The following is an 18,645-nucleotide window of genomic DNA, read 5'->3' as shown; positions in this document are numbered from 1 at the left end:
CTATGACGGGGCACTGGCACAATCAAGCCCTGGTTTCCAGTCGGGGCATGGTGATGTGCGCCGATTTGCTGGCTTTTCATCCACTCGAGCGATGGAGCCGCAACCCTTGGGTCGCGGAACAGCTGGTTATGGCCCAAGCTACGGAAATTGCGTCGTTTCGGCGCGTCACCCCGGGGATTCTCGCGAGCGCGCGGCTCGCGATGGCAAACGACATACCGCAGGTCTCGAAGGCGGAAGTCGCGGTTATCCTCAAGAAGGCAGCGCCGGTCCTGGGGATCGACGGAGCGACCTATCACATAATGGATATCCTGATCGGTCTCTCACGAGCCGATGACTGGAAGGGTGCCAGCCGCCCGATCGTTGCGATTTCAAATGCGAAGCTCGCCGAGTACACGGCGCGATCGGTGCGCCAGGTCTCTCGTTGCATCCGGCGTTTGGTTGAGGCGGGAATCGTGGCCTACCGGGACAGCCCGACAGGGCGCCGCTTCGTTTATCGCGACAAGGATGGCGAGATCGGCAAAGGCTATGGCCTGGACTTCACGCCGGCGCGGGTGAGGATCCACGAGCTGAAGCGCCTCGTCGATGAGTTTCAGGCACGCCTGAACGGCGAGCAAGAGGCCCGGAGGGCGACGACGCGGCTCGCGAGGGCGATCGTAGACGCCTGCGACGCCTATCCGGATCAGGCCGAGGGCTGGCTGGCTGAACTTGAGCAGATCAAGCGGCGGGGGCAGGGAAATGAGACCGAAGCACAAGCGCTCGAAGAGCTCCATCGTCGGATCATCACCGAGGTGACTGACGACGTCGTTTCTAATCAAATGTCATGCGAGGGTGACATGAATGTCGCGCCTAATATTAATACAACCCATCAAAACTCATTTGAAAGTAAATATGAACGGCCTCGCTCTAACGAGCGAGACTCTCTTACCTCAGACAACGACCGCGCAGCGGTCGTTCCTCCAACCGAAAGAAAATCTGGAGCAAATCGTCGGTCCGGGCAACACCTGCCGGGGGCAAGGGCCTCGCGGAGTACCGACGAAATCCAGTCCGAGGTTCTTTCATCTGTCTCGGTCGGCCTAATTCGCTCTGCATGTCCGGAATCCTGCGAGATCACAGGCCGATCGTTTAAGAGCTGGCCGGACCTCACCGGCGCCGCCGAAATCATGCGCGTTATGATCGGGCTGTCGGAGGCGGCCTGGGTGGATGGTGCGGGGAAGGTTGGTCGCTACGCCGCGGCCGCCATCCTGATCACGGTTCTCGAAAAGTCGATGAGGAGCCCGGAGCAGATTTCGAGTCCGGGAGGGTACTTCCGCGCAATGATTGACCGTGCCGTCGAGGGCAGCTTGCATCTCGAAAAGAGCCTCTTCGGACTTGCGGACGGCGCCCTAAAGCGGGCACGCGGTAGCGCCTCATGAACCGTGCGATGGGGGTTACAGCTGTAACTTGTCGACCAGCTCGGCGGCGCCGCGGGGCTTCCAAGCGGGCTGGCTATCCTAAAATGGAAGAAACGTACGGGACGTCAATGGGTTGGCGAGGTGGGGTAACAGCTGTAACGGCGTCGCTGGCCGACCGCCAGGGAAAGGACTTCCCTCATGGCTGACAACGACCGAGATCAGATCAAGGAAAAAGTGCCCTGCTCCGCCCTCCTGGAGAGCCACGGCTGGAAAGTCGACGTTCGAGAAAGCACGCCCCGCTCGATTAAATATCGACGCGCGGACGGCGAAATCATCATCGTCAACCATCAGGGCCGAGGTTGGTTCGATCCGAAGTCACAGGCCAAGGGCGACGTGTACGATCTTGCCCAGCACCTCGGGGCCGATGGATTTCCGAGTGCGATGCAGGTTGTCAACGAGCTCGTGGGCTTCGTACCGCGCGATCCGGTATGGCAACGCAGATCGCGCCGGAGTGCCAGTGTCGCACCTGCGAAGCGTTGGGCCGATCGGTCTCCTCCAAGTTCCGGATCCGACGTGTGGGCCTATCTAACCGAAGCACGCGGCATCCCCGCGGCGGTCGTTGAGAGAGCTGTGGCGGCGGGCAGGCTGCGCGAAGGGCCGAAGGGGTCGATGTGGGCGGCACACCTAAACGCTGCAGGCAGCGTCGTAGGCTGGGAGGAGCGTGGTCCGAAATGGCGGGGCTTCGCTGCTGGCGGCTCAAAGACGCTATTTCGGCTGGGCGAAGAAGGGGCCCAGCGCCTTTGTGTCACGGAGGCGGCGATCGACGCAATGAGCCTCGCCGCAATCGAAGGCTGTCGCGTCGACACCATTTATGCCAGCACCGGGGGAGGGTGGGCGCCGGCCACCGACCAGTTCATCCGAGCCCTCGCCGCTCGTCCAGGCTCCCTGGTGGTGGCGGCGTGCGATGCAAACGATCAGGGCGACGTCTACGCTGCACGACTGCGGGAAATTGCTGCCACCGCCGGAGCGGCATTCCTGCGCCTTTGGCCTGAAGCCGAAGACTGGAACGCGCAGATCACCGGGTGATGTCGGCGATCGTTGTGACCCATCGAACGCCTTCGATGCGGGGACGGCGTCGTGCTAGAAATCGTAGGGCTTGGCTGACCAACGCAGCAGCGTCTCGGCGCCCCTATCTGGAAGTCGGACCCGAGCGGCACGCAAACCTGCCGCGATGGCTTGCCCGACTTCCGGGTCGACCCAGTTGCATCACGATAAACCATCCAAACGGAAGATCGATCTCTGCGTCGATCCGTGCGATGCGATCCATCAGCACATGCACAGCGCTGAGTTTTATCGGCTGTGATGATGGTTCGCTCGGCTGCTTTAACGGCCGGGTGATGAAGTCGATCTCACGTTCGCCGCGGTGCTCATAGCAGTACAAAGCGCTGGAGCAAGATCGGAGACCGCCGACGCCGGCGACAAGCCTCGCAGCACAGCCTCTACCGAGGCAACGTCAGGAAGATGGATCGGCTACATCATTTCCAGCCCCTTGCCATAGAGGACCGGGCATCACCCGAGCCAATTCTCGACCTTCAGGCCTCTGATTCGGCTGAACTCGCCCACGTTGGCCGTGACCAAGATCGTTCCTAACGTGTAAGCGTGCGCAGCAATCAGAAGGTCGTTGTGGCCGATGCTCTGCCCTGCCGCCTCAAGCTCAGCGCAAATGCCGCCGTATTCGCCATCTGCGGGGACCTCCAACGGCAGGACCGGGATCGTCGCCAACAGCTCCTCGATCTTGCCCAGCAACTTCGCCGAGCCCTTCTTGGCGCAACCGTACCGCAATTCGCAGGCCACGATGATGCTGGTGCAGATGTTACCGTCACCGACCTTCTGAAGCTGTCGGACAGCTTTGCCGGCTGGATTGCGCACCATGTCGCTGATGATGTTCGTATCCAGCAGATAGCGCGTCAAAATATATCCTCCGGTTCGACCGGCGTGTCCCCCATCGTGGGAAAATCCTCGTCGAGCGGTTCCCATGTCGCCAGCAGCGCCAGCAGGCCCGTGCTCTGCCGCACGGGTTCGATGATGATCCTGTCGCCCTCACGGCTGATCAGTGCACGGTCGCCCGGCAGTTCAAACTCCACGGGAATGCGAACGGCTTGGCTGCGGTTGTTTCGAAACAGCCGGACCTCTTTGGCAGGGGATTGATGTGGCTCGGCCATAAGTGCGCCTCCGTGTGTATATGCTTGTATATGTCAAGGTCGCTCCAACCTCAAGAAACTCTCCATTCGAGATCATGAAGAGTACCGACCGCCGAGGGTGGATGCTTATCCCAAATGACTTCCACGAAAAGTTACAGCCCGGCCGCTTTGGTAAGGTTGACGGGTAAGCGATCACGGCGGCGCTGGTAGCGCTGGATCATCTGGGCCGCGGCACGGCTCAGCTGCTTCACCCGGAACATAGGAGATTGACCATGACCGCGACCATTGCCGCCGCTGAGGTCCCGAAGAATTTTGGTGCATGTCAGGATGCCGCCGTGCGAGGCGGGTAGAGTGAAAACGCGAGCCTCTATCTGGGTACTGAGATGTCGGTACGCCATGCTGAGCTCGGGCAAATAGACCGAGATGGGGCAGGGGAGGAGCCGCGGCACGACATTGGAGGTTTGGCGATTTCGGAGGCCTTGCGCGCAAAGATGCCGCCGGATCGGCGCATGCAGCAAACCTCACATTGCGGGCAGCACGGCCATCGACAATTGCGAACGAGCTTCCAGCGGTCCAAACAGTGGTCTGCGGTCAGCTACGGCCCGCTGTGTTTCAAAGGACATTCAGGATGTCGGACAAACCCGAGGACACCCTCGATCGCCGCGACTTCATGAGGGCGTCTATTGCCACGGTCGGCGCTTCGGCTGTCCTCGCAGCCAGCGCCGGCCCGGCCAAAGCGCAGAATGTCGCTGCGCCCTCCACTGAGACGGCAGCAAGCGGGTTGAAGAGATCCGTCTATACCGGCGACGTGATCCTGGGGAAGCTGGTCGCCAGCACGCTCGACATCGGCGATCTCGGGCCCGGAAGGAAGCACCTGCTGTATTTCCAGGGTGCGCAAATGCCCACCGGTCAGCATTGGAACGTGTCGGTGATCGTCGCCAAGGGAGTGCGGCCAGGGAAACGAATCACGCTGGTCAGCGGCGTGCACGGCGACGAGATGAGCTCGATACACACGGTTCAGACGGTGATGAACCAGCTTAATCCCGAGGAGATGTCGGGTTCGGTGATGGCCGTCCTCGACGTTGCGCGACCGGCCATCGAAAGCATGCAGCGCCGCTGGCCCAATTCGGGCAGAGGCATCGATCTGATCGACATGAATCGAGAATGGCCGGGAAACGAAAACGGCATCAGCGCCGCCAGCCGTCACGCCGGGTTGCTCTTCAACAGGCTGCTGAAGCCGAACTCTGATCTCGCCATCGATTTCCACACGGGAGCGACGGGGTTCAAGGTTGCCGCATTCAACATCGGCGACCGTACCCTGCCGGACGTCAAGATAATGATGGAGCTTTACCCGATCGGCCAGATCTGGGACTATCCGGCCTATCCCAGCGTCCTGCACAACGCGCTTGTCGACGTCGGCATCCCGTGTTTCACGCCGGAAGTCGGCGCCGCGCGCGAGCTCGACCCCGACAAGATCGCTCTTTTCGTCGAGGGCACGATGAACGTGCTCAAGAACTACGGGATCATCGCCGGTCCCGTGGGCCGTACCGCCGCGGACAGCAATGTCTTCGTCGGCAACAGCGCGTTTCCGATTATCGCGAGCCAGGGCGGCTTTGTTGAGCACCTCGTGCAGATGGATGAGGAGGTCACGGCCGGGCAGAAGGTTGCAATTCAGCGCAACACATTCGGTGAGGTCGTGGCGGAATATACCAGTGGCGTGAATGGCAGGGTCGCGGGACTCCGCAGCGATGCGACCTGCGAGCCCGGCAACCCGTTGGGGTTCATTCTTTTCAAGAGTGCAACATCGGCGGGCGCAGACGCCTATCCCGAATGAGTTTGCCCGGAAATCACAGGCCCGCGGCCTTGGTAAGATTGACCCGGAAGCGATCGCGCCGGCGCTGGTAGCGCCGGGTCATTTCCGCGCTGGCGTGGCCCAGCTGCTTTTGCACGAAGCGCTCCTCGACCTCGGCCGAGGACGCGAGGCCGGCTCGGAGCGAATGGCCCGCGAACTTCTCCTCCCGTTCGCCTTCGCTGAGATCGGCGCGCACGCCGGCGGCGAGCGCGGTACGCTTGACGAGGCGGGCGACCTGCCGGTCGGTGAGACGATCCGGACCGACGTCCTTGCCCTGGCCGGTCACGCGGCGAAACAGCGGCCCATGGCCGATCTTCGCCAGCCTGAGCCAGGTCTGCAGCGCGACGACCGGGCAGGTTGAATCGGAGGAGCCGCGACCGATCTCGACCTCGCGCCAGCCATTCTTGCCGCGCAGGCTGACCAGCATGCCCTTGTCGAGGATCTCGACCCAGCCGTGGCCGTCCTCGGTCTGATCGCGGCCAATATTGAGCGCGACGATCTCGGAGCGCCGCAAGCCGCCGGCGAAGCCGATGAGCAGCATGGCGCGATCGCGCAATCCCCTCAGCGTGCCGCGATCCAGCGTCTCGAGCATGGCGATGACGTCCTCGGGCAGCACCGCTTCCTTCTGCCGGGGCGGGGACGCGTGGGTGTTGCGGATGCCGGCGAGCACGGTGGCGATGTGCCGATCGCTCCGGTCGAGCGGCGTGCCGCGCTGGGTGTAGTGCCACCCGATCGCCGACAGCCGGCGCTCGATGGTCGAGACCGCGTTGGGCTTGCCCCCGGGGATAACGGCGCCGGAGGCGCAGGCGGTAATGTAGAGGCCGACGACCTGAGGGGAGGGCGGGGTAACCTCAAGGCCTTGCCGACGGCACCAGGCCGAGAAGTGCTTCCAGTCGGAGCCGTAGGCCCGGCGGGTGTTCGCCGAGCTCGCCGCATCGACGTAGTCGCGCGCGCGCTCCGTGAGCCGCTCCAAATGCGCGGGAAGGGCAGGGGAGGGGACCAGGGCCGGCGGCGCCGGCGTTCCGTTTTCCAGCGGTTGTTCGGTGGAGGCGCCGTCGGTCATCCTCAGGCCACCTTGATGTCCGTCTGTGAAAAGTCATTCCCCTTGAATAGCAGCGGCTCGCCGCTGAGCGCGGCGAGGGCATAGGAGAAGCAGTCGCCGAAGTTGAGGCCGGCCGGATGGCGACCCTTGCCATAGCGGCGCCAGGCCCGGCGGGCCTGATCGGCATGCTCGGTGCTCACCGCAACGATCTCGACCTCGGCCTTGTGCAGGAACAGGTCGAGATCGGCGCCGGCGGCCTCGCCAAGACGGATCTCGATCACCATCGCCGCCTCGAGGACCGTGGCGGCTGAGATCAGCCGTATGGGATCATCGGCGATCTGCGCGCGGAAGCGAGCCGCCTCCGGCTCGTTGAAGGCGATCGCGGCGAGCACGGAGGTGTCGATGACCATCAGGAGGGGAGCCCGTTCTCGTCGTAGCCGATGATCTCGTCGGGGCTGCGGGTGTCGAGGACGGGCAGGGCGTTCCAGCGCCGCTGGATCGCCGCCAGGTCCTCCAGCAGGGCCGCCTTGCGGGCGTTGGATCCCACTCGGCGGAGGCGCTCTTCAAGCGCCCGGCGGGTGGCGACGGTGATCGTCTCGCCGGTACGCGCGGCGAGGTCGCGCGCCAAGCGCTCCGTCTCGGGATCCTTGATGCTCAGAGCCATTCGTTATGCCCAGGTTCCTGATTGGCGATATTCTACCTAATACGCGATGCCGTGATGAAATGCACGACACCTGCGGACGCGGATTCTCGCGGCCCTGGGCCCGGCCGATGGCCATTCGCGGGTGTCAGCCGACGGTTTTTCATGAGACTGGCGATCGCTTATTTTCAATGGGTTAGCCGATTCAGAATTTGTGAGACCGAGTCGGATCTGCTGAGACGGAACCGTCACGCGATTCAGTTATGGTGAGACTAGATTGATCGACCATCCGCGTGAATAGGCATGGAACGCGACCAGCTCGACGAACAGGAATGGCAGAACGCGCTCAGGTATGCAGATGTTCTACGACGGATGCCACAACGCCCGAGTGCAGCTGATGTCGCGGACGCTATGGCGGAGCTTGCCGTCAGTCGCGCGACCTTATTACGGTGGCTAAAGCGGTACCGGACGGAGGAGCGCGCCACTGCGCTCATTAGTCGAAAGCCAGGGCGGCGTGCCGGAATCGACGCCTTTGATCCTGCCCTGAAGGCGATCGTCGACCGCAACATCACGACATTCTACGCCACACCCGAGAAGCCCACGTTGACGCGCCTGTGGAAGCGAATCTCGGCCGATTGCCGGGTGAGCGAGTTGGCGCCGCCCTCAATCAGACGCCTGAAAGGATACCTTGCGACGTTCGATACGGAAGCTATGACGCGCCGTCGCGAGGGCAAGGCCCGGGCCGACGCGCAGTTCCTGGCACTACCCGGCGAGCTTTCAGCGCAGCATCCGCTGCAGATCGTCCAGATCGATCATACGAAGGTCGACGTGACGGTGGTCGACCCGATCGAGAGGCAGCCGATCGGTCGACCGATCCTCACCATCGCGATCGATGTCTGTACCCGGATGGTGCTGGGCTTTTACCTGTCTCTGGAGGCGCCGTCGGTGACGTCGGTGGCGCTTTGCTTGACGCACGTGATCATCGACAAGACCCGCTGGCTGCAGGGTCGGGGGATTTCGCTGGATTGGCCGACGAGCGGCCTGCCCGAGTGCATTCATGTCGATAACGGCGCTGAATTCCACGCGCGCGCCTTCAAGAGGGGCTGCGACGACCACAATATTGCCATCTCCTACCGTCCGCCGGGAACACCGCGTTTCGGGGGGCACGTCGAGCGCCTGATCGGCACGATGATGGGGGCGGTCCATCTGCTGCCCGGCACGCATTTTTCCAATGTGCTGGACCGCGGCGACTATGATCCCGAGGCGCGCGCCGTGATGACCATGCGCGAGCTCGAGGCCTGGCTGGCGCTGGAAATCATCGCCTACCATTCCGATCTGCACCGCGGTATCGGCCGGCCGCCCGGTGCGGCCTGGCACGAGGCCATATCCGGGCGCCCTCCGCGGCAGGTGCGCGATCCGCTCGCCTTCCTGATCGACTTTCTACCATTTGAGCCGCGTGTACTGCGGCGAACCGGCATCCACATCAACAACATCTGCTACTGGTCGGACGGCTTTGCCCCCTGGATCGGCCGGAGCAGCGACAAGGTTCTCGTCAAGTACGATCCGCGGGATCTGCATCGGGTCTTCGTCAAGCTGGGTGGGAACTATCTGATGGCGCCCACGCGCAACCCTGGACGCCCGGCCATCACGCTGTGGGAGCAGAAGGCGGCGCTGCGCGTGCAGCGGGCGCGCGGCCGCCGGGAGATCGATGAGGAAACGATCTTCCAGACGATCGCTGCGCAGCGTGCCCTGGTCGAACAGGCAACCCGGGACACCACACAAGCCCGCAGGCTGCGCGCGCGGCGCGCTCATCTGCAGGCAAGGCCAGCGCTTCCGGCAAGCGCGCCGGCGGACGAGCCGGTGATCGCCTTGCCGCATTTCCCGGTGGAGGTATGGGAATGACGGCTTATCCGCATCTCGATCCCGCCGTTCAGGCCTATGCCGATCTGCCCGCGCGGGAGCGCATCGAGCACATCCGGGTGGATCGATGGATCGACTATCCGCGTGCCCGCCAGGCGCTCGACAAGCTCGAAGAGCTGCTGTTGTTTCCCAAGCGCGCCCGCATGCCCAACCTGCTGATCTTCGGCGCCTCGGGCATGGGCAAGACGATGATTATCGAGAAGTTCGTGCGCGCTCATCCGCCTCGGTTCGATGAGCGCAGCGGAATCCATCACCGGCCTGTCATCGTCGTGCAGATGGTCCCCTCCCCGGATGAGGGGCGGTTTTATCATCGCCTTCTGTCGGTGATTGGCGCGCCGCCGCCAACCCGTGCCACACTCGGACAGCTCGAAACGCAGGCGCTGCGGCTGCTTCAGGAAACCGCGCCACGCATGCTGATCATTGACGAGGTTCAGAATCTGATTGCGGGCACCTACCGGGAACAGCGCCGAATGCTCAATCTGCTGCGCTTCCTCGGTAACGAACTGCGGATTCCCCTGATCTGCCTTGGCTCGCACGAGGCGCGTGATGCGATCCGGGGCGATGCCCACCTCAACAGCCGCTTTGAGCCGTACGGCTTGCCGCCGTGGCGGCACGATGCCGACTTCCATGGCCTGATCGGCGGTCTCCTCTACTCCTTGCCGCTGCGCCTGCCGTCCGAGATGACGGACAGCGCGCTCAAGCGGCTTGTCGAAGCCAATGGCGGCATCACGGCATCGATCTTCCGGATGGTGATCGAGCTCGCCACGGATGCCATCCTCTCGGGAACCGAGCGGATCACGCCGACTGCGATCCTCGATCATCGTGTCGCCGCGCCGGCGACCTTCGCCGCGGCCTAAACCGTGACGGGGGAGGGGAGGGCGCCGCTGCCGATCGTGCCGCCGCCCTTTCGAGACGAGCGGCTGAGTTCCTGGCTGGAGCGGATCGCCGACGTCTATCTGGTGTCCCTGGACGAGCTGCAAGCGCATATTGGTTGCGTTCGTCCGGCATTGCAGCTTGAGTTCGAGCCTGTGCAGGCCGACATGGAGCGCATCGCAGTCGCGACGAACAGTTCGGCCGAACGTCTGTTCGCCATGACCTTCCGTGGCGCACCGCCGCGCTATCGCAGCCTGCTTCGACCCAGCTCCAGAGAGATTTGCCCGGCCTGCTCGCGCGGCACGCAACGACCGCAGCGTCTGAGAGGCTGGTCGTTTGCCTTTGCGTTCTGGTGCGATCGGCACCGTGAGCCACTATTCGGCGGCGAAATGAGCGGCGTCAGCGCGCTCGGCGATGAAGCATCAGGCCGTCGGGGTGCGGAAGTCCTGCTTCAATGGGCAATGGAGAGGGAGATTGCCGCGATTCCTGTCGGCTCGGTGCTGTCGCTGCTGCTTTTGCCGTCTCGGAAATCGTCGCCTCCGGAACCGTGGGAACTCGCGCACTTGCCGATCCCGCATCAGCGCGATCCTTCCGTTCTGTCGCGACCCTGCCGGCGCCCGGTTCTGAGTGTCGTGGTGCCGGAATTCAGGACTGCGGTGCCGATCAGCGATCAGCGTCTGTCTTCAACCATCGCCGATCTGCCGAGTGCGCCACGGGCGGAGCGGTACGCGCTTGCCATCGGCGTTGCCCGGGTTCTGAAGAATCCGATCGGCGCGATCGTTCGTGTCCTGGAGGTTTCCGACGAGTTCGGCCGAAAGAAGGTAATGGCGCTGATCGACGGATGGCCGGCGGCAATCCGCTACGCTGTCGGACGTGCCGCTCCCTGCACCAGGCACAGCGGGGAGGCCGGAAGAGCGGTGACAGGTGCCCGTTTCAGCCATCAACGGGTTCAAGCGCTCTCCTGATCCCCCAAAAAAGCTGGAGGCCCGCCAAGGCCGCTCAGAAGCCCGCAGGCGGCCACTAGCCGTTTTCCGACCCTTGCCTCGCCCAACCCGTTCGATCGGCCTCAGCGGCCTCCTGACGAGGTCGATGGAATGGGGTCTGCGTCCGCATCCGGCGACGTCCACCGAACAGCAGGCTGTCTTCAAGATGTGCGAGCCGCGCTTGGCCGGGCTTCCGCGCTGATCGGGGCGGTATTCCCGAGACAATGTCCATCCAAACCGGAAATCGTGAGACTGCGTAACAAGGCGCGCCTCTGGCTGGGAAAGGCGTCTGGAAACCAACGATTTCAGTCTGTTAGCAACGCGCCCAGCTCTGGATCTGGCAGGCTGTCTCACGAAAACCGCTTCAAAAAACGGCTCGACGGCGGCCGAGTCTCACGAATTCCGGTCTGCTGACAAACGTCATCGATCATCTCCTCTATAAAGAGCAATACGACCGATAATGCAACATTATCGGACATTATTATTCGACGACAGGTTGTGCGGTTGATGCTCGATAACCTAGACGAAAGCGCACAACGCGGCTAGGCTTCCGTCATGGATCTTGCGCCGATTCCGCTCTCTCCGACGCCGCTCGCCGTGCCAACTGTCCCCGGCTGGGCGGTCCCGCGCGGCCCGGTGACCGACCCGGTCGAGGCGGCGTTTCTCGCCGGCGGAGCGTTGACGTCCCTCGATAATCTGGTGCGATCGAACCCGCCCTGGGCCGGCGCCTGGCGCGCGCGGCTGGCGCTGAGCTGCGCCGCCGCGGCGGTGCGCCAGTCGGGTCGTGCCGAGGACGAGGCGGCGCTGCGCGATGCCTGGATGCTGCGCCCCGCCGATGGCGATCCGGGTCCCGCCGGCCGGCTGCTGGCCGCCTGGCGGCGCCTCGCCGAGCGCTCCCCGGGCGTCGATGCAACAGTCCTTCAATCGACCGGTGCGCTGCTGGGCATCAGCCGGGGTGAAGGGTTGGCCTCTCTTCCGGAAGAGATCGACCGCCAGCTCAGCGGCGGTCGTCCCGCGCCGCTCGTCGCCGCGGCGATCCTCCGAGCCGTCGACACCACGGCGCCGAATGCCGGCCTGCTCGGCTGGTGGCTGGCCGACCAGGTGGTGGCGCTGCGGTTGCGCTGGCCGCTGCCGGTGCCGCTATTGATGGCCGAGGCGCACGGCGCCGCCTTCCGCGGTGCCGGCCGGGGAGGGCGCCTTCGTTCGAATGACGCCGGTTTCGACGCCGCCGTCTGCCTCGCCGTGGCGCAGGGCGCGGCGCGAGCCCTGCGTTGTGCCGCCGAGATCGTGCCGCGCGCCGGCCGACTGCAGGCGGTCGCCCCAAAACTGCGCGCCAAGGGGGCAGGGGAGGCGATCGCCCGGCTGCTCGACGACGATGCGGTGCCAGGCACGCTGGCGACGGCAAAGCTCTCGCGCTGGGGCGCGCGGCGGCTGTTCGAACGCCTCGAGGCGCTGGGCGCGGTGCGCGAGCTCACCGGCCGCTCCAGCTTCAAGCTCTACGGTCTTTGAGATGGCGCGGCGTGCGACAACCCCGGTGAGCTTCGACGCCGAGCTCAAGCAGCTGCCGCCGGAGCTGCGTTGGCGCGAATGGATGGGGCGAGTCGAGGCGGTGATCTTCGCCTCGCCCGAGCCAGTGACCCGCGAGGTGCTGGCAAAAGTGGTCGGCCGCGACTGCAGCCTCGATCATCTCATCGACGACATTCGCGCCGAGCTGCGCGGCCGGCCCTATGAACTGGTGGCCGTCGCCGGCGGCTGGCAGCACCGCACCCGCAAGAGCTTTGCTGAGGCGATCAAGGTGGCCACCGGCCTCGGCACCAGCGAGGCCAAGCCGCTGTCGCAGTCCGAGGCGCTGGTGCTGCTGTGCATCGGCTACTTCCAGCCGATCACCCGCGGCGAGCTGGGAAAATTCTTCGGCCGGGAGATCAGTCGCGACACCATCGGTCATCTGCGCCGGCTCGGCTTCATCGCCGCCGGTCCGCGCTCGCCGCATCCCGGCGCACCCTACACCTATGTGACGACCAGGGAATTCCTGTCGCATTTCGGCTTCGACACGTTGCGCGATCTTCCCGATATGGAAGCGCTCGAGGATGCCGGCCTGCTCAGCAAGGAGATGCTGCTGGCGGGGGATATCCCGCTCGGGCTAATGGCAGGTGAGCCGGACGACGAGGAGCTTGGGGAAGAAGTTGAGGCTGACGAGGAGAGCTGAGAACCGCCAATCCCGTTGACACCGGAACGCTGACCGTGATCCTCTGTCCTCTGTCCTCTGTCCTCTGTCCTCTGTCCTAGGACAAGGGACGGGTGCCGACTGATGATGAAGAGCCAGGATGTGGTCGTCCTGCTCAAGCTGGCAAGCTTGGAGGACGACGGGCAATATAGCGATTCACAAGTTGCTCGCCATGGATCGACTCTGGGAGAGGATCCTTATTCCGTGCGCGCCATCGAGGCGGCGCTCGGGATCAGCAAGACCGAAGTCAGCGCCTCCATCAACCGCAGCATTGCATCCGGCATCGCGACCAAAGACCGAAAGACCGGCCGTCCAAAGCCAAACCGGCGCGGCCTGCGCGAGTTCATTGTTCATGGCTTGAAGTTCGTCTTTCCTGCGGTGCCCGGCGCCATGCAGCGTGGTTTGCCCACGGCATTCGCCGCACCGATCCTCAGGGAATCCCTGCATAGCGCCGGCACCCTCTTAAGCGTGTGGCCGTATGCCCACGGAAAGGAAATGGGCCAATCGATCGAGCCATTGTTTAAGAGCGTGCCGGAAGCAGCTGAGAAGGACGAACGTCTCTACGCCTATCTCGCGCTCATCGACGCCATCAGGTTGGGCAATCAGCGCGAAGCCAAGCTGGCCGCCGATCTGCTCGCACAGAGGCTGGGATGACGGTTCAAGGCCAATTCAAGGAGATGTTGAAAGCCGTGGCCGTCGCTCTCGGCGATGAGCTCCGTGCCCGGCTCGTCTTTGTGGGTGGGTGCACGACGGCGCTCTACATATTCCTGCAAGCGCCGGTGCGTTACATCCGCACGCATTGCCGGGGCAAGGCGCGCGAACGCCGTCAGGATGAATGGTCACAGCCATTCTGGAACGGGATCGAATCGCTGACCGGACAAGTGCGCAGCTAAAGCAGATACGGAGAGATATCAGGGCGATTCTCGACCCAGGCCAAGGCCTTATCGAGAGGTTCGCCCCATCCTTCCTGATCGGCCGCAGCACGGCCTTCACGTATGAGGATATCTACCGCGTCCTTCAGCGTACAAAATGAGCCTCGGGCTCAACGTTTGCGCAGTTTGCCATGTCCCGGCAAAGCCTGCTTCGTCTGGAGCCGTCCGTCGCCTCACCCGATGAGGGCGACGGCGATCTGGACGAAAGCTCCTGCTTTGGTGATGGGTTCCAGAGCTTCTTCTTCGCGCAAGGGATCGTCACCCGCATGGGCCGGAGATGGGACGGCTCCGCACAGCTGCGCCGCAGCATCGTAGAGCCCGGCCCGTAAGGGATGCGCCCTGGTTAGAAAACGCTGGCAGGCAGGGACGCTACATCGATGCCCGCCCCTTCAAGGCGCCGGCGCGCGGCCTCCACGACCGCAGTGTCGAACCGCTCTGCGTGCCGCAGCACGATGGCCTCTCCTGTGAGCTCCGGCATCTTGCGTTCCAGCAGCATGTCGAAGCCGTCCGTGCTCTTGGTGCTGGTCGCCCAGTCCGTCAGCGTCGCGATTTCGCCGACGCGCGCCACTTTCTGCCGCGTCCTCGCAAGCCGCGTGGTCTTGCCGCGTTCCTCGCTCAGGACATGCTCGAAGGCGTGGATGGTCCTCCAAAAATCGTGCTCTACCGTCCCGGGCTTTTCCTTCGGAAGGATCGCCACCAGCCGGCGAAAGGCGGCGGCTTCGATATCGGCGCGCCGTTCCTTGCGCGCGTTTTCGATCCATACGCGCAGCTTTCGGGGGTCGTCGCAGACGGCAATCAATTCCAGCAGCTTGGTCTCGTCCGCCATGCGCCCACTCTCTCATCTGGGTTCCTCTGTGGAATATCGCGACGGTCGCGCCCCTGGGGACTGCGTTGTCGATACCCGCTCTTCGCCTCGGCTCCTGCTATCTCATAGCCCCGTCAGCTAGGGGCGCCCGCCCGTACGGGCACGGCCAGCCGGGCCCGCACTTGTTCGTAGACCTGGATTCCGGCCCCTACAGCAACTTCAAAGCTGACGGCCAAGGCATAGGGAACAGGGCCGGCGAGCACGCCCGCAGGAGCACGGCAAGAAACCCTCAGCAGCAGATGTCCGTCGTCAACGAACACGCGCGCGTCTTCCCCTGTCCGGCGTTCGTGACAGACCGTTCCCCGAACGATGGCCTTATCGGTCGGCTGTGCGGAATCGCGAGAATCGGCCATCCAATACCTGTCGTCCCCTGCGGCACTGATATCGAGCGCCGCCATGCGATAACCCTGGTGGCGCGGGTTCATCGGCGAAAACCAGGCCAGCGTTGTGGTGAGCGAGCGCAGGGCCCGGACGCCGTCGAGGCCGTCAGGCAGCGGTATCCGGTACAGCACGGCACTGTCGGCGCTAATTGATCCGGCGCCGAGCAGGGTTGCCCTGTTTTCCGTGCAGTCGATAACTCGCTGGATATCCGGGACGCCATAGCCGAGAATCCGCGCGATGTCGTCCCGGCGCGCCAGATGAGAACCCTGTCCCTGGGGACCGAAAAACCCGTCCAGCATGGCGCCTTTGTTGCTCCAGCGCGCGCCGTGGACCATCAATGCCTTCAGCAGCAGAGGGAGCTGATCAATGGTGGCGTCAGCATGCATCGAGCCGCCCGCGCGGTCCATCAGCGCATCGTGGATGCGATGTGCCGCACGGGTGGCAAGCGCCGTTGCCGCGCTCGTGCCCCAGGTGAAATCTTCGTAGTTGGTGGCTCCCGCAGGCGACGGCTTGGCCGCCTTCAATCCGAACTGCCGGGCGCCGGCGTTGACCGGCCTGACCTCTAGCTGTTCTCCGGAAGCGACCATCGTCACGGGCGCCCGGCCGCCGCTGAAAAGCAGCTCGGGCTTGACGACTTTCTTGAAGCCCAGCCCCATCGCGGAAATGATGTTGGCGACGTCGTCCGTCGTGAACGGATCGATGCGCCCTGCCGCAAGGGTGCCGTTGAACGCCGATCCCGCGTGCGCCGCCCGATGGTCAGGGCGTTCATCGCCTCAGCCGGAGACAGCAAGGTGCGCTGGCTCTTTTGCGCGTTCAAGGACGCGAACACTGCCCTTTCACGATCCTCGGGCGTGGCGTCTTCGAAGTCTCCCCACGTGGCATATCCGTCGATCGGCAAACGGTCGGTGATATTCCCGGCGCTGACGAGAAACAGCACACCGTACCGCCAGCTCAGATAATCGAGCAGGCGGCCCAGGGGGCTCATGATGCGGGCGAAGGGGCGCTTTTCGTCCGCAAGCGAAAGGTTGATCAGGACGACCTGCGGCGCCGCTGCCGGCTCGTCTCCATCCCCCGCCTTGATGCGGCGCACGGCCTGATGAATGACATCGACGAGAAGCCGGTCGTAGGGCGTGCGTTCGCCATTGCCGGTAGGCTGGAACACGGGCCGGACATAAAGCGGCCGCGGCAGCGGCGCTTCCCCGTGATTGAGATCGCCGTGCAGGATGAGGGAGGCCATCTCGGTGCCGTGCTCGCGCTGCGCCACCGGATATATCGCGGCAAGCCCTTCCGGATCATCGACCCGCAGGCGTCCGGCAAGCCGCGCGTGGTTTTCGACGGGCAGGCCGTCAAGAAGCGCAGCGACGGGCTCGTTCGACACGAAGACGGGCGCGTCAATAGCGGCGGGCCCGTCTTCGCCATCATTCTCGCTCGCGGGCGCCCGCGCTACAGACTGCGGACGCAGGAACATCACCTCGTCGGCGCGGGCGAGGCCGACATCGGGATTGTCCAGAAGGTCTCTCACCGACGCCGCGGGGAGATCGACAAGCGCCGCGTCGTAATGAATCTCCGGCACCACGACGTGATCGATCAGCGACCCGCCGGCGCCGGCGAGCTCTGCCGTAAGCCGGTCAAGCGCCTGGGCCCGCCGGGCTTCATTGCTATGAAACCAGAGTTCCACTTCAAAGCGAACCGGCGCGCCCGGGTCGCGCTCCAGTTCCTCCTCAAACGCCCGCACCGTCTCCAGCGGAATCCGGTCTTGGGGTCCCCACGCGCGGACATCGATGAGCCGGGAGAACAGTTCGCGCCACGCGCCCCGTCCGTTCGGCATCCGCTGACCGGTCTTGAAGCGGTTCCACAGGCTCAGCAGCTCCCGGAGCGCCTGAACGTCCGGCATAGCCAGATAGACGCGCCCGCCGAGAATCTTATCCGGATGATCTTCGTCAAAGAAATCGTCGCTGGGATCGAAATCGTCCTCGTAATCTCCCAGATACTCGAAGCCGAGAGCGCGCGCCTGCGCGTAAAAGTCCTCAAGGGCTCCTTCGACTTCGAAAACGATCGCCCGCTCCGGCGCGATGGAAGCGGGATCGCCGGTTAGCTCCAGGATGCGCTGCGGATCATCGATCAGGCGGCTGAGACGTTCAAAGCGCGGATCAATGCGCTCCCGCTGCCGGTCCCGCGAGGGGCGACTGATGCTCGCCCCGCCGCCGCCGCGTCCGCGCATCGTAAAAGGTTCAGGCGCCGGAAGATTAAGAAGAGGACGATCCGGCATCGCTCTCAACCTTGCTTCGGTGTGTGCCCCTGCCGGCGCGCTCGATCCAGATTTTCATCTGTTCACGCACTGTTTCCACCACGCTCTGCCCGTCCCCTGACAGGACCCGGCGACGGAGCACGTCCGCGAAGAATTCTTCGGCCTCGCTATAGCTGACGCGCCCCAACGTCTTGGCGATCTGCTCGGTGCTGACGCCGAGCTTTAGCTCAAGGCGCTGCGCCTTCGCAGACAGGAAGGATGCGAGCTGCTTTTGCGTCGGCGCGGGCAGCGTCAAGCGCAGCTGGAACCGCCGCCAGACCGCGCGGTCCAGAAGCTCCGCGTGGTTGGTCGCAGCCAGGACCACGACATAGCTGGGAAGATCGTCGATTTGCATCAAGAGCGAAGTCACAACCCGCTTGATTTCGCCGGTTTCATGCGTGTCGCCCCTCTCCTTGCCGACGGCGTCGAACTCGTCGAAAAACAGCACGCAGGGCGTCGTCCGTGCATAGTCAAAAACCCGCCGAAGCCGCGCGGCGGTCTCCCCGAGAAAGCTGCCGATCATCGCCTCATAGCGCACCACGAAAAACGGCACGGCGAGGCTTTCAGCGATGGCTTCCGCCAGCGTGGTCTTACCGTTCCCCGGTGGGCCCACCAAAAGCACGCGATGGCGCGGCTCAAGCGAGTGGGAGCGCAGCAGTGAGGCGCGCTGCTGCTCTTCGATCAGTTGTGATGCCGCCAGCTTCGTAAGATCGGGCAGCACAAGCTCGTCCAGACGGCGCCGCGGCGAAATTTCCATGATGAATTCCCGCGCGCCGCGGCCATTGGGCTCGACGGGGAGGCGCGGGACGTTGGCCATACCGTTCACAGGTGGCATCTCCACAACTTTTTCCAGGCGGTCCGCCAACACATTGTGTTGCTTGGCCCGCTCTTCGGCGACAATCGCTTCGACGGTCCGCCGCAGGGTCCGGTTATCGCCCGTGACACCGGCCTTCACGAGGCTTATGAGAAGATCGCTGCGGGCCATAACGCTATCCCCGGCGCCTTCCGCGTCGATCGACGAGTTCTGCCTCGTCGATTTCAACGCCAAGGGTCC

General features: G+C 64.0%; 20 protein-coding genes. 11 read left to right on the top strand and 9 right to left on the bottom strand.

The window, feature by feature from the left end; all coding sequences use genetic code 11:
- The first annotated feature begins 2 nt into the window (after positions 1-2).
- Both repC and AAC979_RS22545 read left to right on the top strand, forming a co-directional pair.
- Positions 3-1,412 (top strand): plasmid replication protein RepC, encoded by a 1,410-nt coding sequence (repC, locus tag AAC979_RS22550; RefSeq protein ID WP_371349323.1) that lies wholly within the window; start codon positions 3-5, stop codon positions 1,410-1,412.
- A 177-nt stretch (positions 1,413-1,589) separates the two neighbouring features.
- Positions 1,590-2,477: a DUF3991 and toprim domain-containing protein gene (locus tag AAC979_RS22545; protein ID WP_371349322.1), complete on the top strand. Its 888-nt coding sequence runs from the start codon at positions 1,590-1,592 to the stop codon at positions 2,475-2,477.
- Between the two features lie 483 nt (positions 2,478-2,960).
- Here the strand turns inward: AAC979_RS22545 and AAC979_RS22540 are convergent, their stop codons facing one another.
- Positions 2,961-3,362, bottom strand: coding sequence for a type II toxin-antitoxin system VapC family toxin (locus AAC979_RS22540; RefSeq protein ID WP_371349321.1), 402 nt, complete (start codon positions 3,360-3,362; stop codon positions 2,961-2,963).
- Positions 3,359-3,613: an antitoxin gene (locus AAC979_RS22535; protein WP_371349320.1), complete on the bottom strand. Its 255-nt coding sequence runs from the start codon at positions 3,611-3,613 to the stop codon at positions 3,359-3,361. The genes AAC979_RS22540 and AAC979_RS22535 overlap by 4 nt, the downstream gene beginning before the upstream one ends.
- Positions 3,614-4,220: 607 nt before the next feature.
- Here AAC979_RS22535 and AAC979_RS22530 point away from each other — a divergent pair.
- The gene (locus AAC979_RS22530) at positions 4,221-5,426 is read left to right on the top strand and encodes a succinylglutamate desuccinylase/aspartoacylase family protein (RefSeq protein WP_371349319.1); all 1,206 of its coding nucleotides are present in this window, start codon (positions 4,221-4,223) and stop codon (positions 5,424-5,426) included.
- A 13-nt stretch (positions 5,427-5,439) separates the two neighbouring features.
- Here the strand turns inward: AAC979_RS22530 and AAC979_RS22525 are convergent, their stop codons facing one another.
- Genes AAC979_RS22525 through AAC979_RS22515 form a run of 3 tightly spaced genes read right to left on the bottom strand, consistent with a single transcriptional unit; the run spans position 5,440 to position 7,150 of the window.
- Positions 5,440-6,507 (bottom strand): tyrosine-type recombinase/integrase, encoded by a 1,068-nt coding sequence (locus AAC979_RS22525; protein WP_371349318.1) that lies wholly within the window; start codon positions 6,505-6,507, stop codon positions 5,440-5,442.
- A 2-nt stretch (positions 6,508-6,509) separates the two neighbouring features.
- The gene (locus AAC979_RS22520) at positions 6,510-6,896 is read right to left on the bottom strand and encodes a type II toxin-antitoxin system VapC family toxin (RefSeq protein WP_371349317.1); all 387 of its coding nucleotides are present in this window, start codon (positions 6,894-6,896) and stop codon (positions 6,510-6,512) included.
- Positions 6,896-7,150: a type II toxin-antitoxin system VapB family antitoxin gene (locus AAC979_RS22515; RefSeq protein WP_371349316.1), complete on the bottom strand. Its 255-nt coding sequence runs from the start codon at positions 7,148-7,150 to the stop codon at positions 6,896-6,898. Before AAC979_RS22515 ends, AAC979_RS22520 begins: the two co-directional genes overlap by 1 nt.
- A 279-nt stretch (positions 7,151-7,429) precedes the next feature.
- Between AAC979_RS22515 and AAC979_RS22510 the strand changes: the two genes are divergently transcribed.
- The 8 genes from AAC979_RS22510 (at position 7,430) to AAC979_RS22475 (ending at position 14,387) form a co-directional block, all read left to right on the top strand.
- Positions 7,430-9,028 carry a Mu transposase C-terminal domain-containing protein gene (locus AAC979_RS22510; RefSeq protein ID WP_371349230.1) on the top strand — a complete coding sequence of 533 codons (1,599 nt, stop codon included), beginning with the start codon at positions 7,430-7,432 and terminating at the stop codon, positions 9,026-9,028.
- Complete coding sequence (locus AAC979_RS22505) at positions 9,025-9,903, top strand: TniB family NTP-binding protein (protein WP_371349231.1); 879 nt, start codon at positions 9,025-9,027, stop codon at positions 9,901-9,903. The genes AAC979_RS22510 and AAC979_RS22505 overlap by 4 nt, the downstream gene beginning before the upstream one ends.
- 3 nt (positions 9,904-9,906) lie before the next feature.
- Positions 9,907-10,884, top strand: a complete 978-nt coding sequence (locus tag AAC979_RS22500) for a TniQ family protein (protein WP_371349232.1) — start codon at positions 9,907-9,909, stop codon at positions 10,882-10,884.
- Positions 10,885-11,457: 573 nt separating this feature from the next.
- The gene (locus AAC979_RS22495; protein ID WP_029349416.1) at positions 11,458-12,411 is read left to right on the top strand and encodes a DUF1403 family protein; all 954 of its coding nucleotides are present in this window, start codon (positions 11,458-11,460) and stop codon (positions 12,409-12,411) included.
- Between the two features lies 1 nt (position 12,412).
- The gene (locus AAC979_RS22490) at positions 12,413-13,108 is read left to right on the top strand and encodes an SMC-Scp complex subunit ScpB (protein WP_029349415.1); all 696 of its coding nucleotides are present in this window, start codon (positions 12,413-12,415) and stop codon (positions 13,106-13,108) included.
- A gap of 105 nt (positions 13,109-13,213) precedes the next feature.
- Positions 13,214-13,780, top strand: coding sequence for a hypothetical protein (locus AAC979_RS22485; protein ID WP_029349413.1), 567 nt, complete (start codon positions 13,214-13,216; stop codon positions 13,778-13,780).
- Complete coding sequence (locus tag AAC979_RS22480; RefSeq protein WP_371349315.1) at positions 13,777-14,019, top strand: hypothetical protein; 243 nt, start codon at positions 13,777-13,779, stop codon at positions 14,017-14,019. Before AAC979_RS22485 ends, AAC979_RS22480 begins: the two co-directional genes overlap by 4 nt.
- Positions 14,020-14,189: 170 nt before the next feature.
- On the top strand, positions 14,190-14,387 hold the full coding sequence (locus tag AAC979_RS22475; protein WP_029349410.1) for a hypothetical protein: 198 nt from the start codon (positions 14,190-14,192) through the stop codon (positions 14,385-14,387).
- A 14-nt stretch (positions 14,388-14,401) separates the two neighbouring features.
- Here the strand turns inward: AAC979_RS22475 and AAC979_RS22470 are convergent, their stop codons facing one another.
- The 4 genes from AAC979_RS22470 to AAC979_RS22455 form a co-directional block, all read right to left on the bottom strand.
- Positions 14,402-14,884: a hypothetical protein gene (locus AAC979_RS22470; protein ID WP_371349314.1), complete on the bottom strand. Its 483-nt coding sequence runs from the start codon at positions 14,882-14,884 to the stop codon at positions 14,402-14,404.
- A 113-nt stretch (positions 14,885-14,997) separates the two neighbouring features.
- On the bottom strand, positions 14,998-16,005 hold the full coding sequence (locus tag AAC979_RS22465) for a hypothetical protein (protein WP_371349348.1): 1,008 nt from the start codon (positions 16,003-16,005) through the stop codon (positions 14,998-15,000).
- On the bottom strand, positions 15,894-17,573 hold the full coding sequence (locus tag AAC979_RS22460; protein ID WP_371349313.1) for a S8 family peptidase: 1,680 nt from the start codon (positions 17,571-17,573) through the stop codon (positions 15,894-15,896). The genes AAC979_RS22465 and AAC979_RS22460 overlap by 112 nt, the downstream gene beginning before the upstream one ends.
- Positions 17,551-18,576 carry an AAA family ATPase gene (locus AAC979_RS22455; RefSeq protein WP_371349312.1) on the bottom strand — a complete coding sequence of 342 codons (1,026 nt, stop codon included), beginning with the start codon at positions 18,574-18,576 and terminating at the stop codon, positions 17,551-17,553. Before AAC979_RS22455 ends, AAC979_RS22460 begins: the two co-directional genes overlap by 23 nt.
- Between the last annotated feature and the right edge of the window lie 69 nt (positions 18,577-18,645).

The sequence above is a fragment of the Ancylobacter sp. IITR112 genome (assembly GCF_041415945.1).
Taxonomy (GTDB): domain Bacteria; phylum Pseudomonadota; class Alphaproteobacteria; order Rhizobiales; family Xanthobacteraceae; genus Ancylobacter.
The sequence above is the reverse complement of the archived record's forward strand: the minus strand, read 5'-3'. Positions and strand labels throughout refer to the sequence as shown.